The 15,841-nt window shown below is 65.3% G+C and carries 18 protein-coding genes and 1 tRNA gene; 13 read left to right on the plus strand and 6 right to left on the minus strand.

The window, feature by feature from the left end; all coding sequences use genetic code 11:
- Nucleotides 1-2 precede the first annotated feature (2 nt).
- Nucleotides 3-458 carry a methylaspartate mutase subunit S gene (gene glmS / locus BMY29_RS06575; RefSeq protein WP_049992039.1) on the minus strand — a complete coding sequence of 152 codons (456 nt, stop codon included), beginning with the start codon at nucleotides 456-458 and terminating at the stop codon, nucleotides 3-5.
- A 159-nt stretch (nucleotides 459-617) separates the two neighbouring features.
- On the opposite strand from glmS, the gene mct reads away from it, so the two are divergent.
- Complete coding sequence (gene mct / locus BMY29_RS06580) at nucleotides 618-1,838, plus strand: succinyl-CoA:mesaconate CoA-transferase (RefSeq protein WP_049992038.1); 1,221 nt, start codon at nucleotides 618-620, stop codon at nucleotides 1,836-1,838.
- A 9-nt stretch (nucleotides 1,839-1,847) separates the two neighbouring features.
- Here mct and BMY29_RS06585 read toward each other — a convergent pair whose 3' ends face one another.
- Nucleotides 1,848-2,141, minus strand: coding sequence for a hypothetical protein (locus tag BMY29_RS06585; protein WP_049992037.1), 294 nt, complete (start codon nucleotides 2,139-2,141; stop codon nucleotides 1,848-1,850).
- 59 nt (nucleotides 2,142-2,200) lie between these two features.
- Here BMY29_RS06585 and BMY29_RS06590 point away from each other — a divergent pair, with 59 nt between their 5' ends.
- The 7 genes from BMY29_RS06590 to BMY29_RS06620 all read left to right on the plus strand — a co-directional run bounded on the left by BMY29_RS06590 (nucleotide 2,201) and on the right by BMY29_RS06620 (nucleotide 7,542).
- Nucleotides 2,201-2,527 (plus strand): DUF5785 family protein, encoded by a 327-nt coding sequence (locus BMY29_RS06590; protein WP_049992036.1) that lies wholly within the window; start codon nucleotides 2,201-2,203, stop codon nucleotides 2,525-2,527.
- 96 nt (nucleotides 2,528-2,623) lie between these two features.
- On the plus strand, nucleotides 2,624-3,388 hold the full coding sequence (locus BMY29_RS06595) for a GTP cyclohydrolase III (protein ID WP_049992035.1): 765 nt from the start codon (nucleotides 2,624-2,626) through the stop codon (nucleotides 3,386-3,388).
- 95 nt (nucleotides 3,389-3,483) lie between these two features.
- Nucleotides 3,484-4,095 (plus strand): CBS domain-containing protein, encoded by a 612-nt coding sequence (locus tag BMY29_RS06600; RefSeq protein WP_049992034.1) that lies wholly within the window; start codon nucleotides 3,484-3,486, stop codon nucleotides 4,093-4,095.
- A 111-nt stretch (nucleotides 4,096-4,206) separates the two neighbouring features.
- Nucleotides 4,207-5,430: a phosphoglycerate kinase gene (locus BMY29_RS06605; protein ID WP_049992033.1), complete on the plus strand. Its 1,224-nt coding sequence runs from the start codon at nucleotides 4,207-4,209 to the stop codon at nucleotides 5,428-5,430.
- Nucleotides 5,399-5,992 (plus strand): GNAT family N-acetyltransferase, encoded by a 594-nt coding sequence (locus tag BMY29_RS06610; RefSeq protein WP_049992032.1) that lies wholly within the window; start codon nucleotides 5,399-5,401, stop codon nucleotides 5,990-5,992. Before BMY29_RS06605 ends, BMY29_RS06610 begins: the two co-directional genes overlap by 32 nt.
- Nucleotides 5,993-6,004: 12 nt before the next feature.
- Nucleotides 6,005-6,078 (plus strand) — tRNA-Thr (locus tag BMY29_RS06615).
- Nucleotides 6,079-6,372: 294 nt separating this feature from the next.
- On the plus strand, nucleotides 6,373-7,542 hold the full coding sequence (locus BMY29_RS06620) for an ATP-binding protein (protein ID WP_049992031.1): 1,170 nt from the start codon (nucleotides 6,373-6,375) through the stop codon (nucleotides 7,540-7,542).
- A gap of 520 nt (nucleotides 7,543-8,062) precedes the next feature.
- On the opposite strand, the gene BMY29_RS20975 is transcribed toward BMY29_RS06620, so the two are convergent.
- The gene (locus BMY29_RS20975) at nucleotides 8,063-8,233 is read right to left on the minus strand and encodes a hypothetical protein (protein WP_160290128.1); all 171 of its coding nucleotides are present in this window, start codon (nucleotides 8,231-8,233) and stop codon (nucleotides 8,063-8,065) included.
- 294 nt (nucleotides 8,234-8,527) lie between these two features.
- Here BMY29_RS20975 and BMY29_RS06625 point away from each other — a divergent pair, with 294 nt between their 5' ends.
- Nucleotides 8,528-9,106 (plus strand): hypothetical protein, encoded by a 579-nt coding sequence (locus BMY29_RS06625; RefSeq protein ID WP_049992030.1) that lies wholly within the window; start codon nucleotides 8,528-8,530, stop codon nucleotides 9,104-9,106.
- Nucleotides 9,107-9,236: 130 nt separating this feature from the next.
- On the opposite strand, the gene BMY29_RS06630 is transcribed toward BMY29_RS06625, so the two are convergent.
- Complete coding sequence (locus tag BMY29_RS06630) at nucleotides 9,237-9,659, minus strand: thiol-disulfide oxidoreductase DCC family protein (protein ID WP_049992029.1); 423 nt, start codon at nucleotides 9,657-9,659, stop codon at nucleotides 9,237-9,239.
- A 219-nt stretch (nucleotides 9,660-9,878) separates the two neighbouring features.
- On the opposite strand from BMY29_RS06630, the gene BMY29_RS06635 reads away from it, so the two are divergent.
- On the plus strand, nucleotides 9,879-11,468 hold the full coding sequence (locus BMY29_RS06635; protein ID WP_049992028.1) for an HTTM domain-containing protein: 1,590 nt from the start codon (nucleotides 9,879-9,881) through the stop codon (nucleotides 11,466-11,468).
- A gap of 164 nt (nucleotides 11,469-11,632) precedes the next feature.
- Here BMY29_RS06635 and BMY29_RS06640 read toward each other — a convergent pair whose 3' ends face one another.
- Nucleotides 11,633-12,253, minus strand: a complete 621-nt coding sequence (locus BMY29_RS06640; RefSeq protein ID WP_049992027.1) for a universal stress protein — start codon at nucleotides 12,251-12,253, stop codon at nucleotides 11,633-11,635.
- A 191-nt stretch (nucleotides 12,254-12,444) separates the two neighbouring features.
- Between BMY29_RS06640 and BMY29_RS06645 the strand changes: the two genes are divergently transcribed.
- From BMY29_RS06645 to BMY29_RS06655, 3 genes are all read left to right on the plus strand, one after another.
- The gene (locus BMY29_RS06645; RefSeq protein ID WP_049992026.1) at nucleotides 12,445-14,040 is read left to right on the plus strand and encodes a long-chain-fatty-acid--CoA ligase; all 1,596 of its coding nucleotides are present in this window, start codon (nucleotides 12,445-12,447) and stop codon (nucleotides 14,038-14,040) included.
- Nucleotides 14,040-14,840: an enoyl-CoA hydratase/isomerase family protein gene (locus tag BMY29_RS06650; RefSeq protein ID WP_049992025.1), complete on the plus strand. Its 801-nt coding sequence runs from the start codon at nucleotides 14,040-14,042 to the stop codon at nucleotides 14,838-14,840. Before BMY29_RS06645 ends, BMY29_RS06650 begins: the two co-directional genes overlap by 1 nt.
- A 177-nt stretch (nucleotides 14,841-15,017) precedes the next feature.
- A complete protein-coding gene (locus BMY29_RS06655) occupies nucleotides 15,018-15,224 on the plus strand; it encodes a hypothetical protein (protein ID WP_049992024.1) in 207 nt (68 codons plus the stop codon).
- Nucleotides 15,225-15,336: 112 nt separating this feature from the next.
- Here the strand turns inward: BMY29_RS06655 and BMY29_RS06660 are convergent, their stop codons facing one another.
- Nucleotides 15,337-15,777, minus strand: a complete 441-nt coding sequence (locus BMY29_RS06660) for a dCTP deaminase/dUTPase family protein (protein WP_049992023.1) — start codon at nucleotides 15,775-15,777, stop codon at nucleotides 15,337-15,339.
- Nucleotides 15,778-15,841: the final 64 nt, after the last annotated feature.

Here is a 15,841-nt window from a genome sequence, read left to right on the forward strand (position 1 = left end):
ATCTACGAACTGATGGTCGCTCGCTCCGACTCGGGTGGGCTGATCCGAAGGTCCTCGCGGAGTGCGGCGATCGCCTCCTCGGGGTCCGTCTCGGAGTCGAAGACGCGGTCGAATCCGAGCTCCCGGAACTGCCGCCGGGTGTGCTCGAAGTCGTCTTGCCCGACGGCGAGGTTGCCGCCGATGTAGGTGACCGCGTCGACGCCCGCGTCCTCGAGGACGCGGTGGAATCCCTGACAGTCCTGCTCGGCGTGCCCGTAGAGCGACGAGACCAGTACGGCCTCGGCGTCGTGCGCTACCGCCGCCTCGGCGAACTCCGCTTGGGAGGTCTGAACGCCGAGGTTGACGACGGTGAAACCGGCTGCACTGAGGGCTTGCTCGAGGATCGTAATGCCGACGACGTGGGCGTCGGAGCCGATCACGCCGAGGACGACCGTTCGGGACATCGTATCCAGAACCATGATGAACTGCGGTATAAACTTAATGATCTTCCATGATAATACTCCTTAAACGTCCTAACAGCCTCCCTATGACAGCATCTCACAACAGGGTGGCATCACAACACAAACTACATGATCAATGGTAAAGGTTTTGGCGATGGTTTCGGTACGTGGCCCTACATGGGAGCGCTTTCGAATCTTCGCGTGCTGGACCTAACCCAGGTCCTCGCGGGGCCGTACTGTACGATGCTACTCGCGGATCTCGGCGCGGACGTCGTCAAGATCGAACGGCCCGGCGGCGACCTCATCCGGTCGAACCCGCCGTTCGTCGACGACCCCGAGGCGGAGGCCTACGGGGGCTACTTCCAGAGCGTCAACCGCGGGAAGAAGAGCATCGAACTCGACTTCGGCGACGAGGACGACCGCGCGGACTTCCTCTCGCTCGTCGAGGAGGCCGACGTCGTCGTCGAGAACTACCGCGCGGGCACGATGGAGAAGTACGATCTCGGCTACGAGACGCTCCGCGAGCGCAACCCGCAGCTGATCTATTCCTCGATCCGCGGCTTCGGCGACCCGCGCACGGGCGAGACCGACCGCCAGGGCCAGCCCTCCTTCGACCTCATCGCGCAGGCGCTGGGCGGCGTCATGGAGATCACCGGCCAGGCGGACGGCCCGCCGACGAAGGTCGGCCCCGGGATCGGCGACCTCTTCACCGCGACGCTGAACTGCATCGGTATCCTCGCGGCGGTCAACCACCGCGCACAGACCGGCGAGGGCCAGTACGTCGACACCGGGATGTACGACTCGATGCTCAGCTTCACCGAGCGCGCCGTCTACCAGCAGTCCTACACCGACGAGCCGCCGACGCGCCAGGGCAACTCCCACCCGACGCTGTTCCCCTACAACGCCTTCGAGACGGCCGACGGCTACGCCGTCGTCGCCGCGTTCAACGACAACCACTGGGCCGCCCTCTGCGAGGCGATGGACCGCCCGGACCTCGCCGAGGCGTACCCGACGGCCGCGGACCGCCTGGCGAACCGCGAGGCGCTCCGCGAGGAACTGGCCGCCTGGGCGGCCGACCGCACGAACGAGGAACTCGTCGGGACGCTCGAGGGCCGCGTCCCGGCCGCGCCGGTCCAGAACACCGAGGAGATCTTCGACGACCCGCACGTCCACGCCCGGGACATGCTTGTGCCGGTCGAACAGCCGGGTGCCGACGCGGACGTCGAGATCGCGGGCACGCCGATCAAGATGACCGAGACGCCGCCCCGCCCCCGCGGTCGCGCGCCGCTGCTGGACGAACACCGCGAGGAAATTCTGGACGAGGCGGCGGTCGAGACCAAGTCCGACGCCGAAGACGCGGACGTCGATCCCGACTCCGAGACGACGGCCGACGACTGACGTCGCCGCCTACTCCTTCGCGCTCAGTACGTCGAGTCCGTCCTCCGTGATCCGAACGTGGAGGAGCGCGTCCGCCTGGTCCGCGTCCGACGCGAGGTCGGAATCGGAGCCGACGACGTCGTCGAGTTCCGGCGCACAGCCCGCGAAGCCGACCTCGTTGAAGCCGCAGGCGCCACAGATCGCGCCGTCGGGCAGCGGCTCGTAGTCGTCGTCCCGCTCGACGGCCGGGAGGTAGCCCTGATCGCTGAGTTCTTCGCCGCATTCGGTACAGGTGAGCGATTCCGGTGTCGACTCGAGTTCCATACCCGGACTGTCAACGGCGGAAAGTAATCCTTTTGCGGGTCCCCTGCACACGTCGGAGTATGAGCAGCGACTGGCCAGTCGATCCCGACGGCGAGGAGGGCAGCGAGGGCATGCGCAAGTACGACATGCGGATCATCGCGGACAAGGTCGACGAGGAGGAGGACTTCCCGCTCAACCGCGACGAGTTCGTCGCGGAGTACGGCGAGTATCCGATTCGGATCAACCACGAAAAGATCGTCGCGATGCGTGAAATCTTCGAGTACGTCGACGAGGAGGAGTTCGAGACGATCCTCGACATGCACAAGGCCGTCGGGAACGCCATGCGCGAGGGGAACTTCTGGAAGTACCACCCACAGGGCAAGGATCCAGAGAAGATCCGCGCGTAACGCACGCGTCGGCGACGCAACGGACTCGTTCTCCCGCCCATCACGAATCTGGATTGCGTATCACTTATACGACGGCGTTCGAAAGAGTCGTCCACAGTGACTAACACGCAGGTGACGCTCGTTCAGATCGACAACTACGGGCCGTGGACGGTAACACCCGAACCCCGTAGAGAGGCCGACCTCCAGACCATGCAGTCTCGGCTGTACGCGGACGTCTCCCAGTTCGTGGGTAACCGCGGCGGCTACACCTTCTTCACTCGCTTCGACAACATGATCGCCGTCACGAACGGGCTCTCGATGGAGGATCACGCGCTCCTCCAGGAGACGATCGGCAACCGCTATCCCGTAACGCTCAGCCTCGGCGTCGCGACCGGGCGGACGCCCGTCCAGGCGCTGTCCGACGCGACCGCACGGGTTCAGGAGGCCGGCAGCGCACAGGACAAGAGCCGACGGGAGTGTCTCGAGGGCCGAACCATCGAAGACCCCCACCGGACCGACGACGACGTCCAGATCGCCCACTTCGACGTGATCAACGCGACCGGCCAGTACACGGACGAACTCAACGCCTTCGACACCTTCATCGAGATCGAGCAGGGGTACGCCGAACTCATGCGCCACATGCGCTACGCCCACGACAGCCTCTCCTTTTTCGTCGGCGGCGACAACGTCATCGTCGTCTGCCCGGATCTCGCGGCGGGCGACTACGAGGACGCCATCTACCACGTCGAGGAGGCCGTCGACGTCGAACTGCAGGTCGGCGTCGGCCGCGGCGAGAGCGCCCACGAGGCTGGCTACGCCGCGAAACACGCCCTCGAAACGTGCCGGGCCGACGGGACCAGGGTCGAACTCGACTTCGACTGAAGGAGCGCCGTATCCCGGAGCCAGAGAACTTCACTGGCTATTTTCTTAAGTGTAGCGGGGGTAGCTTTTAGCCCGTTCGTGGGATTCATTCACACATGGAATCGGAACTGTCCGTCAGGGACGTCCTGGCGAGCGAATACGTCGGCGTCAGCGAATCTGATACCGCCCTGAGCGTCGTCCGGCTCATGCGCGAGGAACGGACGAGTTGCGCGCTCGTCCTCCGCGGCACGGAACCCGTCGGAATCGTGACCGAGTGGGACGTACTCGGCCTGGTCGCCGCCGAGCGCGAGCCGGCCGAGACGACCGTCGACGAGGTGATGACAACGCCGGTCATCGCGGTCGACCCCGATCGGTCGCTCACCGACGTCGCGACCACGATGGCCCGCGAGAACATCCGCAACATCGTCGTCGAGGACGAGGCCGGCATCCGCGGCCTGGTCACCCAACGCGACGTCATCGCCGCCGCGAGCTCGTTCCAGGCGACGATGACGCCGTCCCGCTCGGGCGAGCCGCCGGTCGACCGCGAGCGCGCGATCGCCGACTCGGCGGCGCCCCGCGCTCCCGCGGAGAACGCCGACGCCGGCGTGCTACCCAACGGCGGCGACGAGTACACGACGCAGGGCGTCTGCGAGACCTGTGGCTCGCTCGCGGACGAGCTCTGGGACGCCAACGGGCAACTGGTCTGCTCGGACTGCCGGACGGTGTAGCGAACGCCGACCGTAGCTGTCACCTAACGGTAGCGACGGGGCGTCATCGGCCCCCTACGCGGATTTCACCGATAGAAAGACCTTTCGGGTGCCGCGATGCAGGGGTCGATAATGATCGCGACCCTCGACGACCTGGACGTCGAAGGGACTACCGTCGGTGTCCGCGTCGACGTCAATAGTCCGATCGACGACGACGGCACGCTCGCGGACGACGCCCGTCTACGCGCCCACGTCGACACCCTCTCGGAACTGCTCGATCGCGGGGGCCGCGTCGCCGTCCTGGCCCATCAGGGCCGGCCCGGCGGCGACGACTTCGTCTCCCTCGACCCCCACGCGGATCGCCTCTCGGAACTGCTCGGCCGCCCCGTCGACTACGTCGACGCAACCTTCTCCGCGGCCGCTCGCGAGGCCGTCAGCGACCTCGAGAACGGCGACTGCCTCGTCCTCGAGAACACCCGCTTCTACAGCGAGGAGTACATGGAGTTCGACCCCGAGCGGGCCGCCCGAACCCACCTCGTCGAGGGCCTCGAACCCGTCCTCGACGCCTACGTCAACGACGCCTTCGCCGCGGCCCACCGCTCGCAACCTTCGCTGGTCGGGCTCCCGACCGCCCTGCCCAGCTACGCCGGCCGCGTGATGGAGACCGAACTCGACGTGCTGGGATCGATCGAAGCGACCCCCGAACCGCGGGTCTACGTCCTCGGCGGCGCGAAGGTGCCCGACTCGATCGACGTCGCCTGGTCCGTCCTGGAGAACGACCTGGCCGACCACGTCCTCACCGCGGGCGTCGTCGGCAACGTCTTCCTCATCGCGGACGGTGTCGACCTGGGCGACGCCAGCTCCGATTTCATCTACGATCAGGGCTACTGGGACGAGATCGACCGGGCCGCCGACCTGCTGGACGCCTACGGCGACCGGATCGCGCTCCCGCGGGACGTGGCCGTCGCCCGCGACGACGAGCGCTACGAACTCGGCGTCAACGCCCTCCCGCCGGAAGAGGGCGAGTCCGCGATGGACGTCGGCGAGTCGACGCTCGAGTACTACCAGCGGATCCTCGACGACGCAGAGACGGTCATCCTCAACGGACCCGCTGGCGTCTTCGAGGACGACCGCTTCCAGACGGGGACCCGACGGCTGTACGGTGCCGCCACGGACGTCTCGACGAGCATCGTCGGCGGCGGCGACACCGCCTCGGCCTTGCGTCGACTCGGCGTCGAGGGCTTCTCCCACGTCAGCACCGGTGGCGGGGCCGCCCTGCGGATGCTCACCGCCGAATCACTGCCCGCCGTAAGCGCACTCGAGAATGCCCCCGAGCAACCCGCGGCCGACGATTGACATCGAACCCGCTGCGCGGGGCGACCTCGACGCCCTCGCGGACATGTGGGTTCGGCTCGCTCGCGACCAACGCACGTACGGGTCGGCCATCCGCGCCGACGCCAACCGCGAGACGATGCGCGAGACGCTCGCGGCCCACCAGGTCAACGACGGCCTGCTCGTGGCCCGTCTCGGGGGTCGAGGAGCGAGAGCGGGAACGGCAACGGCAACAGCAACGGGGACTGAAACCGATTCCATCGTCGGCTTCGTCTCGTTCTCGATCGAACGGGGCTCCCTCGACCTCGACACCACCCGCGGCCTGCTCTCGAACATCTACGTCGATCCCGCCTACCGCGACCGCGGCATCGGCGCCGCGCTGCTCGAGGCCGCCGAGGACGCCCTCGCCGAGCGGGGCGCCGACGTCATGCTACTCGAAGTGATGGCCGACAACGAGGCCGCCAGGCGATTCTATCGCCGCCAGGGGTACGATTCGTTCCGAGTGACGATGGGGCGGCCGCTGGAGGAACGCGACGATCGCGGCGATCGCAGCGAAAACGATACACACTCAAAGGAGGACGGCTAACCACCGGCCAGCGCCAGGGGAGCATGGGCGGTTCATGCACTCGACTTGTAATCGAGACTTCGTGGGTTCAAATCCCACCCCTGGCTTAAACCCCTTCGTTCAAGACTCCCCTTGACTGCTGCCCGACATTTCTGATTTTCGAAGGGCGTCGACAATTCGGTCCGACGGTGTAACCCGCGCTTCTCCCCGGCCTTCCGGAGGACTATATCGCCTGTGCGATCAACGGAGTGACCCGCACGGACCGATCGAGGGACTGCGATGTCGAACCTGAAACGATCTCTGAGAACGTCGATCGGATATTAATCCCTCTACATTCGTATCCATTCTTCGCGGAACACATACACAAAATGTTTACATAACTTCCATCCTGAATAGCAGTGATGGCCACCGTGAACCGCGTCGTCTCTGCGACCAGGGGAAGGCAAGCCGTCATCGCCCTCGGGGCGATGTACGTCGTGCTTGCCGTCGGGTGGCTGTTCCTGTGGCCCACCGAAAATAAACCGTTTCTAAATATACTATTCATCTCTATTTTAATCGGCGTTCCCGGCCTCTTCCTCCTCTACGGCGGGCTGCAATTGCCGCGCACGACCATCCATTCCGACTTCTATCTCCGAATCGGATGTTGGTGTCTCGGCGGAATCGGGGGCATGCTCGCCGTCCTCCTGCTCTACCATTTACAGCCCGCCGACAACCTGAGCGAACCGTATCGGAGCGTTCTCGTCCTCACGGCGCTGAGTAGCGTTGCCGGTTTCGGCGTCGGTATGTACGATGCAAAGGCCGAAACGCAAGCGCGTGAAGCCGCACAACGCAACCAAAAACTACAGGAAATACAAGAACAGCTCAAGGAGTCGAACGAACGACTCGAGCAGTTCGCATACGCGGCGTCTCACGACCTCCAAGAACCGCTCCGGATGATTACGAGTTATCTCCATCTCCTCGAACGCCGGTATGCGGACGATCTCGACGAGGAGGGCGAGGAATTTATCGAGTTTGCCGTCGACGGCGCCGAGCGGATGAGCGAGATGATCGACGGATTACTCGCCTATTCCCGCGTCGAGACGCAAGGTGAGCCGTTCGAACCGGTCGATCTGAACGAGGAACTCGCAGACGTACAGAAAAACCTCGAACTCCGAATTACCGAAAGCAATGCCGACATCACTATCGACGACCTCCCCCGCGTCACGGGTGATCGAAGCCAATTGCGTCAGGTTTTCCAGAATCTACTGAGCAACGCTATCGAATACAGTGGCGATGAGACACCGACCATTTTCGTCACTGCCGAGCGAAACGACGCGATGTGGACGATATCGGTCCGAGACGAAGGAATCGGCATGCAACCCGACCAGCAAGAACGCATCTTTGAACCGTTTCAACGGCTCCACAGCCACGACGAGCACGCCGGCACCGGTATCGGTCTCGCGCTTTGTAAGCGGATCATCGAGCGTCACGGCGGACGAATCTGGGTGGACTCCGAGCCTGGCGAAGGAGCAACGTTCTCGTTCACAGTACCGGTACGACGGCCGGGAAATTCGAGTCCACCGAACCAGTAACGAGACCTCTCTCGGGCCCTCTACTGGGACGACCCATCAGGAGCGGTATCGAGTGAGACGAACGAGCGGTGCTCCAATCGTATGGCTTCTTCATGAGGAAAGATCGTCAGCGATGCGTCGGCAGCTGGCGTTCGGATGCGGTCCGGCGAGGTGGGGCGTCGTTTCCACCGGTCAGAAATAGCGGGGCGAATATCGAGGTGAGCGACGCGGATGCACTCAGCATCCAGCAGGACAGAACACCACTCGAGAGCGAATCACCGCTCGGCGGCGCGAAGTAATCGGCGACGGCAGTCTCGCCGGTTTCGAGTACCTCGCTAAAAGTGGCGGTGACCAGCCGCCACGACCATCACGAGATCGATCAAACGGCCGCACCCGTCGACGAGTGCGACAGTCCAACGTAACGTCGGATTTCGAAATAAGTATTTTTTAAAGCGCTAACGAGAGTGACGAGTTCCGAAGTCTCCGGTTGGCTTACCAGTCGTTTCGAATTTACGTCGCCGGCGGGTTGCCATCGACGCGTTCACCACAGACCGATGGCGTTCCCGAGAACGACCGTCGTAAACAGCAACAGTCCCAACAGCAGCAACGCCACGACTTCGGGAGACTTGAACGGGCTGAATACGCCCGCAATCCGGTCCACGTATGCGTATTTCCGAACGGCGGTCCATCGCCCCTTCCCTTCGTTTGCCACGTCCCAACATTCGGCCGCCGTTACTAAAAACGCACGCGAAATAGCAAATCGCCGCAAGGATAGCGGAGGAGAGGGCGGGCCAGGCGGCTGGCTGTTTCGTATTCGAAAACCGACCGGACTTGGGAGATCCGGTGTCGGTTTAGGTACGTTTATGAGTGCGGATTCCTCCCCTGCAACTACCCGTGGCGGGTACCGTTCGGAACTCATCCACCACCTATCGCCCCCACGGGGACCTAACTCGGTCACCGAACCGTCGTCCACAGACCCTTTTCCCATCGACGTCGTAGGGGATCCATGGCAAGCGGGCAGTCGGACAGTCCGACCGGATACGGCTTCGCCGGGAGTCTCAATTGGTTGATTAGCGGCGCACTCGGCGGCGTCACCGGCTCGCTGATTTTCGGCGGCGTCCTGTGGATGATCGACCCGGAAGTCGTCACCACCGGCATCCCCGGGATATACGGCGTCCGTCCGAGCGGCCCCACCGGCTGGCTGTTTCACTTGATCCACGGACTCGTCCTCGGCATCGTCTTCGGGTACCTCGTCACTCACGATCCGCTCCGGCGCCGTCTCGAGACGAGTCGCGACGCCGACCGCATCGCTTCGTTCGGTCCCACCGCCCGCTTTGCACTCGCCGGGATCGGGTACGGGCTGACGATCTGGGCCGTCGTCTGGGTGGGCCGTTCGCTCCCCCTGGGGCCCGTCCAGCGGATCGGGGCGCTCGGCTTCCCCGTCCATCCCCTCGTGAACGCCGTCGGCCATCTGTGCTACGGCCTGGTGCTCGGCACGCTCTTCTCGTTTCTGATCGATCTCTCGCCGCCCGACGAGGAGGCGACGGCCCAGTACGAGGACACGCCTGATTCGCCAGGCGAGTAACGCGAACCGGGTCGCCGCTGAGAGCCGCTTCTCAGCAGCCGAGTGTCCGGAAAGCCGGCCAAAGGCCGTCGGTGGAGTCATCCTAGAAAGCAGTGATCTGCGGTCCTGAACGACGGAGACGTCGTCGCGCTCACTCGAGGAACCGCGTCTGGACGTCGCCGGTCGGCATCATACAGCGGTCTTTCTCGCCGAACCACTGGTACCGACGGGCCGCGACGAAGTCGTACATCCGGTCACGGATCGCTCGGGGGAGGAACCGGAACGGCGACAGCAACGCGTACGCGCCGCCCAGCAGTTCGGCGATCCGGATGACGGCCGCGGACTTGACGTAGCAGTCGTCGCCCTCGACGAGGACGATCGACTCCAGGGAGTCCGTCGGGAGCCCGTGCTCCGCGAGCAGCGCCTGGCCGACCTCCGATTGGAGGGACGCGAAGTGAAATTTCCCTTCGGAGTCCCGCGGCACGACGAACTGGACGAACCCGTTACAGAGGTTACAGACGCCGTCGAATAGGATGATCGGGTCCTCGTCCGGCACCTGACTGTCGGTACACATCAGATACCCGTCCCTTAGGCGCGGCGATAGTTCAGCATTCCGATCATCGACCCGACTCGGGAGGCGACGGCTCGACAGTCGGGCCAGCGGTGACCCGCGGCCGCGGTTCGCGCGGGACGCCTGGCCCGTGTTACTCCCGTTCGGTCAAACGCGCGTTTTAGCCTCCACTACGCTTATACGGTACAGTCGTGACTGGTGTAATACCATATAGGACGCCGAATGAAACTACCGCTCTCTACTGACGGCCGACGGCGGATCACGGACGGCCGCGATCGGTTCGCACGCGCGATCGAGCGACGGTTCGCGGTCGATCTGCGCGCGCTCGCGGCGTTTCGAATCGCGCTCGGGCTCTTGGTGCTCGCCGATCTGGCGCGCCGATCGCGGAACCTCGAGGCGTTCTACACGGACGCCGGCGTCCTCCCGCGGGCCGCCCTGTACTCGGACTACTCGAACGGCTACTCGCTGCACGCGGTCGCCGGCGACGCGTGGACCGTCGCCCTTCTGTTCGTCGTCGCCGGCGGCTTCGCCCTCGCGATGCTCGTCGGGTATCGAACGCGCCTGGCGACGGCCTGTTCGTGGCTGTTGCTCGTCTCACTGCACGTCCGCAACCCGATGGTCCTCAACAGCGGCGACGTGTTGCTCCGGCTGCTGTTGTTCTGGGCGATCGTCCTACCGCTGGGCGAGCGGTGGGCGGTCGACGCCGTCCGCACCGATCGGGATCGGGGCCGGGGCCGAGACCGGGACCGCAGCCGGTCGACCGTCTCGAACGTGGCCACGGCGGCGCTGTTGCTCCAGATCGTCGGTATGTACGTCTCGAACGCCGCCTACAAAGCGGGCGGCGAGCTGTGGTTGAACGGCGAGGCGATCAGCTACGTCTTCAGCCTGGACTACCAGTTTACCTTTCTGCTCGGCGACGTTCTCGCCGAGCAGCACGCCCTGTTGCGCGTGCTGACCTACGCGTGGCTCGTGCTCGTCGCCCTCTCGCCGCTGTTGCTCCTGCTCACCGGACTCCGGCGGGCCGCGATCGCGTCGGCGTTCGCCGGCATGCACCTCGGGATGCTCGTGACGATGCGGATCGACCTGTTCCCGCTGATCGTCGTCGCGGGGTTGCTGCCGTTCTACCCGCCGGCCGTCTGGGACCGCGCGACCGCGTTGGCGTCCCGGCTCGGCCTGGCGGCCCCGCTCGAACGGTCGGTGGTGTGGCTTGCGTCCGTCCTTCCCGCCGGCCCCGACCCGGGTCGCCTGGTCGACGCCGTGCCGGCGCCGCGGCGGGTCCGCTCGACCGGCCTGGCCCGCGGGCGCGCGCTGTTCGGGACGGTGCTGCCGTGGCTCTTTCTCGTCCTCGTGGTCCTCTCGAACGCCCAGGCGGTCGGCGTAACCGAGGTGCCCGATCCCGGGAAAGAGGTACTCGAATCGACCAAGACCGACCAACACTGGCGGATGTTCGCTCCCGACCCGCTCCAGACGGACGGGTGGTACGTCGTGCCCGGCGAACTCGAGAACGGATCGGAGATCGACGCCCTGTCCCGTTCCGAGGTCGACCGCGATCCACCGCCGAGCCACGAGGCCGTCTACGAAACTGCCCGCTGGCGGAAGTACCTCTCGAACGTCTGGTCGGCCGACAATACGAACCACCGGTCGTACCTGGGGAACTACCTCTGCGAGCGGTGGAACCGCGAGCACGACGCCCAACTCGAGAACCTGACGATCTACTACATGGCCCAGCCCTCGGAGCCGTACAACGAGACCGAACCGGTCACTGACGTCAAACTACAGGAGTACGAGTGTGGCGGCGAGTTCATCCAGTAGCGTCGCCCCGGTTCGGCGTCCGATTCCTGCGGTCCTGGCTTTGCTGGGACTGGTCCGCCCGCTCCGTTCCGTTTCGGGCCGTTTTTCGGCTTCGCTCCGCCGCCGATATTCCCTCCTGACTCCGCTCCCCGGACGACGGTCGTGCGCTGAACTGCGCTGCCGGCCTACGTCGTTTCCGACCCCTGGGCGACCCGTGCCTCGCTCGTCACGGCGTCGACGTGGACGTGGACGTCACCCGAGTCGGTCTCGAGCGGGACGATCCAGGAGGCGCTGGTTCGGTGGGGATCGTCAGTAACGGTGACGTCCTCGTACCCTTCCCCTTCGGCGGTTTTCCGGGCGATCCGGGCCGCCTCGTCGGGGTCCTCGATCCGAATCTCGTCGTTCAGGCGGACGGTGACGACCGGGACGTCGGCCATCCGGACGATCCGCTCAGTGACGCTTCCGACCAGCACCCGATCGAGGCCGGTCCGTCCCTGAGTTCCCATGACGATCATGTCCACGCCGTGGTGGTCGGCGTAGGCGAGAATCTCCTCGTGGGGGACGCCCCGTTCGACCGCCGTGACGACGTCGACACCCTCTCGGTTCGCTTCGCTCTCGACGCGCTCGACGGCCCGTTCCGCGGCTGGGATCGCCTCGTCAGTCTGGAGCGTTCCCAGCGGCCCCTCGGGGACGATCGACAGCGCGTGGATCGTCGCGTCGAAGCGCTCCGCGATCGTCAGCCCGTGAGTGATCGACCGACGGGTCCCGTCGCTCCCGTCCGTCGGAACGAGAATGTCCTGGTACATCGATACCGCGAGGGTACGGAACGCGGGCCTAAATACCCTCGACCCGTCTCTCGCGCGTCGATGCTGGCCCTGTTCGCATCATACCAGCTCACGAGAAAAGACAGATGGATTACTGTTGGAAAGCGTGCTCGCGGTTTTTCCCGAACGATGTAAACATTTTTTACGATACACGGAAACGGATCACATGGAGAATGACAAATCTTGTCACTAACGTCGCGGGTGCCGTCGAGGAACACGGTGACGGCACTGCGATCGGATTTCAGGGGTCCGAAACGAGTTACGAGGAGTTCTGGGGACAGACGGGTGCTTTCGCGGCCGCGCTCGAGGAGCGGGGGCTCGGCGACGACGACCGCGTCGCGCTCTATCTCCCGAACGTCCCGCCGTTCCTGATCGCCTTCCACGGGACGCTCCGGGCCGGCGGGGTCGTCGTTCCGATGAATCCCCAGTACAAGTCCCGCGAGATCGGCCACCTGCTCGGGGACAGCGAGGCCAAGGTCGTCGTCGCGCTGGCCGACCTGGTCCCGTTCGTCCGGGAGGTACAGGACGAGACCAGCGTCGACCACATCGTCAGCATCGGGGGCGAGGCCGAGGGCGCCACGGCGTTCGAGGAGTTCCTCGAACCAGGCGATCCCGAGATTGCCGACCGGGCGGACGACGACGTCGCTGTCCAGCCGTACACGTCGGGGACGACCGGCCAGCCGAAGGGCGTCCAGCTCACCCACGAGAACCTCGCGTCGAACGCGAACGCGGCGGCGAAGCTCATCCCGGACGGAATCCGGCCGGACGACAAGCAGCTCGGGGTCCTGCCGCTGTTCCACATCTACGGGATGACTGTCACGATGAACGCGGCGTTGTTCAATGGCGGCGCGTACTATCCGATGGCTTCGTGGGACGCCCAAGACGCCGTCTCTCTGATCGAGGACGAGCAGCTGACGGTCATGCACGGGGTTCCGGCGATGTACAACGACCTTATCAACCAGCCGAACGCCGAGGAGTTCGACATGTCGTCGCTGCGGCTCTGCGGCGTCGGCGGCTCCGGCATTCCGGTCGAGGTACTCCGGCAGTTCGAGGAGCTGTACGAGCCGAAGATCTACGAGGGGTACGGGCTGACCGAGACGAGCCCGATCACGCACTTCAACAGCCCGATCGAGGGGCGCCGCGTCGGCAGCATCGGCAAGACCGTCCCCGGCGTCGACTCGAAAGTCGTCACCGACGACTTCGAGGAGGTCGGTCCGGTCGAGGAAGGACCGATCGACGAAGACGAGGCCGACCTCCACGAGATCACCGGCGAGATCGTCGTCGCCGGGCCAAACGTGATGAAAGGGTACTACGGCCTCCCCGAGGCCAACGAGGAGGCCTTCACCGAGGAGGGTGGCCGACGCTGGTTCCACACCGGCGACGTCGGCTACCGCGACGAGGACGGGTTCTTCTACGTTGTCGACCGCGAGAAGCACATGATCGTCACCGGCGGCTACAACGTCTACCCGCGGGAGGTCGAAGAGTTGCTCTTCGAACACCCGGACGTCGCCGACGCCGCCGTGGCCGGCATCCCCGACGAGCGCCGCGGGGAGACCGTCAAGGCCTTCGTCGTTCGCACGCCCGACGCCGACGTCACCGAGGAGGAGATCAAGGAGTACTGCCTGACCAACTTAGCGGAGTACAAATACCCCCGCGAAGTCGAGTTCGTCGAGGAACTCCCCCGGACGACCACCGGCAAGGTCCAGAAGTTCAAGCTCCGCGAACGCGAGCAAGAGGAAACGGACGAAGAGGAGGCCGAAGCCGAATAATGGCTCTCGGCGACGCAGTCCGCCTCGACGTCGACGACGAGGGGATCGCGACGATCACGCTCGACCGCCCCGACCGGCGCAACGCGCTCTCGCCGGCGATCAGCGACGGCCTCTCGGCGGCCTTGGACGAGATCGAGGATAGCGACGTCCGCTGCGTGCGTCTCGAAGGCGCGGGTGGCGCGTTCTCTGCCGGCGGCGACATCGAGTCGATGCGCGAGGGCATCGAGAACGACATTCCCGCCGACGAGCGGGTCCGCTCGCTCGAGCGCTCGACGAACGAACTCATCCGCCGCCTGGTCGAATTTCCAGTCCCGACGATCGCCGTCGTCGACGGCCCCGCCGTCGGGGCCGGCGCGAACCTCGCGCTGGCCTGCGACATGCAACTGGCCAGCGAGGACGCCGTCTTCGGATTCGTCTTCCGCCAGGTCGGCCTGAGCGTCGACGCGGGCACCTCCTACCTGCTGCCCCGCGTCGTCGGCGAGAACGTCGCGAAGGAACTCGTACTGACCGGCGACATCGTCGACGCCGACCGCGCCGACGAACTCGGCCTCGTCAATCACGTCTACGACGGCGACGAATTCGACGAGCGGGTCGCCGAGTTCGCCGAAAAGATCGCCTCCGGGCCGCCGATCGCGCTGCGCCACGCCAACCGGCTCGTCGGCGAGGGCCTGGCGAAGTCCCTGGACCAGGCCCTGACCGACGAGGCGGTCGCCCAGGGGATCGTCTTCGAGACCGCGGACCACGAGGAGGGCGTCGCGGCCTTCCTCGAAGATCGTAAGCCCGAGTACGAAGGGCGGTAGCGGCCGGACGCCGACCTCGATCGGTTCCCGCGCCCCGCGACCCGTGGCCCGTGACCACCGATCGAGATCGATTCCGTCCGCCGGGACGACGCGAGCCCTGAATGTCGGGGCTACGAGTTCTCTTTTCCCCCCCCCGTGATCGAAATCACTTTGCGAACGGTGTCTGAACGCGTATGTATGCCGCCCGCCAGAGTCGAAGACCGGCTCCCCATGCCGCACGGAATCGTCGCGCTCGTCCTGCTCGCGGCGATCGGTTACGGGATCCTCACTGGACAAATTCTCCGCATCTCGGTCAGCGTCGTCTCTCTCCTCGCCGTCCTGTTTTTCCTGCACTTGCTCTATCGGCTCGTCGTGGCGATCGAACACATCGCCTACGACTCGTAGGGGCGGACGGTCGCTCGCGTCGAGGCGGACCAGGCGACGAGTCTCTGGGACCGCCAACACTCGGGCGAAAGCGATGGCGTCGTCCGTCGGCGATGGATCCGGTTCGTTCGGGTTACTGCGAGCCGAGCGACACCAGCGTCGACACCCGTGCGTTCTCCTTGAGCCGGAGGCCGCCGTCGGCGACCGAGAGCGGGAGCAGCGGCAGGTGCTCGCGCACCTGCACCGACGGGTGTGAACCGCCGCGGGCCAGCAGCTCGTTGCGCGGCTGGAGCTGTACCGCCCCGTCGAGGTCGGTGAGGAACTCGTTGTGCTGGAGCACGTACTGGCCGCCCTCCAGGTGCCACCAGCCGTACTCGTCGTTGGAATCCTCGAGTTCCGTCGGCACCGGCTCGAGGTCGGCGTCTTCGAGCTCGTCACCGCCGAAGTCGATTCGGCCGGGGGCGGCCACCTCGTAGACGGCGCCGACCGTCAGATCGATGCCGTGCTCGTGGACTTGAACCGGTTCGTACACGAGGTTATCGACGCAGTCGGCGAGCGGATGGTCGGCGGACATGTCGGGTGATACGATGGTTCCGAGCGCAAAAAAGATACTGTCGCCGGCGCTCGGGCGGACAGGG

The sequence above is a fragment of the Natrinema salifodinae genome (assembly GCF_900110455.1).
GTDB lineage: Archaea > Halobacteriota > Halobacteria > Halobacteriales > Natrialbaceae > Natrinema > Natrinema salifodinae.

Bases quoted from the DNA above. Each gene is read 5' to 3' on its own strand.
- glmS (WP_049992039.1), bottom strand. From the start codon at position 458: ATGGTTCTGGATACGATGTCCCGAACGGTCGTCCTCGGCGTGATCGGC.
- mct (WP_049992038.1), top strand. From the start codon at position 618: ATGGGAGCGCTTTCGAATCTTCGCGTGCTGGACCTAACCCAGGTCCTC.
- BMY29_RS06585 (WP_049992037.1), bottom strand. From the start codon at position 2,141: ATGGAACTCGAGTCGACACCGGAATCGCTCACCTGTACCGAATGCGGC.
- BMY29_RS06590 (WP_049992036.1), top strand. From the start codon at position 2,201: ATGAGCAGCGACTGGCCAGTCGATCCCGACGGCGAGGAGGGCAGCGAG.
- BMY29_RS06600 (WP_049992034.1), top strand. From the start codon at position 3,484: ATGGAATCGGAACTGTCCGTCAGGGACGTCCTGGCGAGCGAATACGTC.
- BMY29_RS06605 (WP_049992033.1), top strand. From the start codon at position 4,207: ATGATCGCGACCCTCGACGACCTGGACGTCGAAGGGACTACCGTCGGT.
- BMY29_RS06610 (WP_049992032.1), top strand. From the start codon at position 5,399: ATGCCCCCGAGCAACCCGCGGCCGACGATTGACATCGAACCCGCTGCG.
- BMY29_RS06620 (WP_049992031.1), top strand. From the start codon at position 6,373: ATGGCCACCGTGAACCGCGTCGTCTCTGCGACCAGGGGAAGGCAAGCC.
- BMY29_RS06625 (WP_049992030.1), top strand. From the start codon at position 8,528: ATGGCAAGCGGGCAGTCGGACAGTCCGACCGGATACGGCTTCGCCGGG.
- BMY29_RS06630 (WP_049992029.1), bottom strand. From the start codon at position 9,659: ATGTGTACCGACAGTCAGGTGCCGGACGAGGACCCGATCATCCTATTC.
- BMY29_RS06635 (WP_049992028.1), top strand. From the start codon at position 9,879: ATGAAACTACCGCTCTCTACTGACGGCCGACGGCGGATCACGGACGGC.
- BMY29_RS06640 (WP_049992027.1), bottom strand. From the start codon at position 12,253: ATGTACCAGGACATTCTCGTTCCGACGGACGGGAGCGACGGGACCCGT.
- BMY29_RS06645 (WP_049992026.1), top strand. From the start codon at position 12,445: ATGACAAATCTTGTCACTAACGTCGCGGGTGCCGTCGAGGAACACGGT.
- BMY29_RS06650 (WP_049992025.1), top strand. From the start codon at position 14,040: ATGGCTCTCGGCGACGCAGTCCGCCTCGACGTCGACGACGAGGGGATC.
- BMY29_RS06655 (WP_049992024.1), top strand. From the start codon at position 15,018: ATGCCGCCCGCCAGAGTCGAAGACCGGCTCCCCATGCCGCACGGAATC.
- BMY29_RS06660 (WP_049992023.1), bottom strand. From the start codon at position 15,777: ATGTCCGCCGACCATCCGCTCGCCGACTGCGTCGATAACCTCGTGTAC.